Here is a 1,538-nt window from a genome sequence, read left to right as displayed (position 1 = left end):
GTGCCCGCGATCGCGACGGTGGCCCGCCGGGAGCGGTGCAGGGCCGCGGGCAGCCAGGTCGTCAGCTGGCGGACCAGCAGCTCGCGGAGGAAGTCAGTGGTGCGGTCGGTCGACATCGGTCCGTTCTACCTCACGACCGATCACGCCGGGACGGAGATCCCCACCCCACCCTTGGTCTGCCCGCCGTAGCGCTGCCGCTCGGCGTCCAGGTCGAGCCGGGTGATCTGCTTGCGGGCAGCGAGGGCGCTGTCGTCGAGCAGGTCGGCGGGGATCAGCCAGACGATCTCGAACTCCAGACCGTCCGGGTCCTTGCCGTAGAGGCTCTTGGTGGTGCCGTGGTCGGATGTGCCGACCAGTGCGCCGGCGGCGGCGAGCCGCTCGGCGGTGGCGGCCAGCTCGTCGAGGGTGTCCACCTCCCAGGCGAGGTGGTAGAGGCCGACGGTGGACCGGCCTGCGGTGGACCGCCCGGCGCCGGCCCCGATCTCGAACAGGCCGAGGTCGTGGTCGTTGGTGGAGTCGGGCGCCTGGAGGAAGGTGGCGCCGCGGAAGCCGTCCGGGGTCATCGCCACCGCACGGAAGCCCAGCACGTCGCGGTAGAACGCGACGCTGCGGGCGAGGTCACTGACGTAGAGGACCGCGTGGTTGAGCCGGTGAATACCCATGACCCGATGCTAGCGCGATTTTGTTGAACGTTCAACTATCGGGGGTATGATGGCGGTCATGACGCGCTGGCTGGACCCCGACGAGCAGCGCACGTGGCGCGCGTACCTCACCGCGTCGCGGGCGCTGATGGACACTCTCGACCGAGAGCTGCAACGTGACGCGGGCATGCCGCACGCCTACTACGAGATCCTGGTCCGACTCTCCGAAGCGCCCGGTCGGCAACTACGGATGAGCGAGCTGGCCCAGGCCGCCGGGTCGTCACGCAGCCGGCTCTCGCACGCCGTGGCCCGACTGGAGACCGCCGGCTGGGTGCGCCGGGAGGACTGCCCCACCGACCGGCGCGGGCAGATCGCGATGCTCACCGACGAGGGTTTCGCCACCCTCGCGGCCGCCGCCCCTGGCCACGTCGAGGGGGTACGCCGACACCTGTTCGACGCGTTGAGCCCCGCCCAGGTGGACCAACTGCGGCGAATCAGCGAGACATTGGCCGAGCACCTGACCGGATCCTGACCAATCGACACCGGCGCGGGTCTTGTACTTACCGTCGTCGGATGAGCACGATGGGGCGTGTCTTCCGGCTTCGGTGAACTGACTGATCAGGCGCACGACCTCGTGTCGGCTGGCGATCTGGCCGGCGCGCAGCAGCTCCTCTCCGACGCGCTCACCGACGCCGACCCCCGCCCGGCCAACGCCACCACCGAGCTGGCCGAGGCCGCCAGCCTCCAGGCGCGGGTGTTGGTCGCCCTCGGTGAGCCGCACTCCGCCCGGGGCTGGGCCGCCTTCGCGTACGCGGCCACGACCCGGCTGCAAGAGGCTGAAAGCAGCCGGGAATATCGCCCTTTGCTCCTTTATGACGGGTCATTCAATCGATTCGA

General features: G+C 70.0%; 2 protein-coding genes and 1 pseudogene. 2 read left to right on the top strand and 1 reads right to left on the bottom strand.

Annotated features, from left to right (window positions below):
• Nucleotides 1-140: 140 nt before the first annotated feature.
• Nucleotides 141-662, bottom strand: coding sequence for a VOC family protein (locus ACWCO3_RS34540; RefSeq protein ID WP_145784765.1), 522 nt, complete (start codon nt 660-662; stop codon nt 141-143).
• A 49-nt stretch (nt 663-711) separates the two neighbouring features.
• Between ACWCO3_RS34540 and ACWCO3_RS34535 the strand changes: the two genes are divergently transcribed.
• Nucleotides 712-1,173, top strand: coding sequence for a MarR family winged helix-turn-helix transcriptional regulator (locus ACWCO3_RS34535; protein ID WP_145784766.1), 462 nt, complete (start codon nt 712-714; stop codon nt 1,171-1,173).
• Between the two features lie 57 nt (nt 1,174-1,230).
• A pseudogene (locus tag ACWCO3_RS34530) lies at nt 1,231-1,538 on the top strand (hypothetical protein); the annotation flags it as partial.

The sequence above is a fragment of the Micromonospora sp. NPDC002411 genome, from assembly GCF_053592955.1.
Note: the sequence above shows the minus strand (reverse complement) of the source record. Positions and strands in the feature narration are given on the sequence as shown.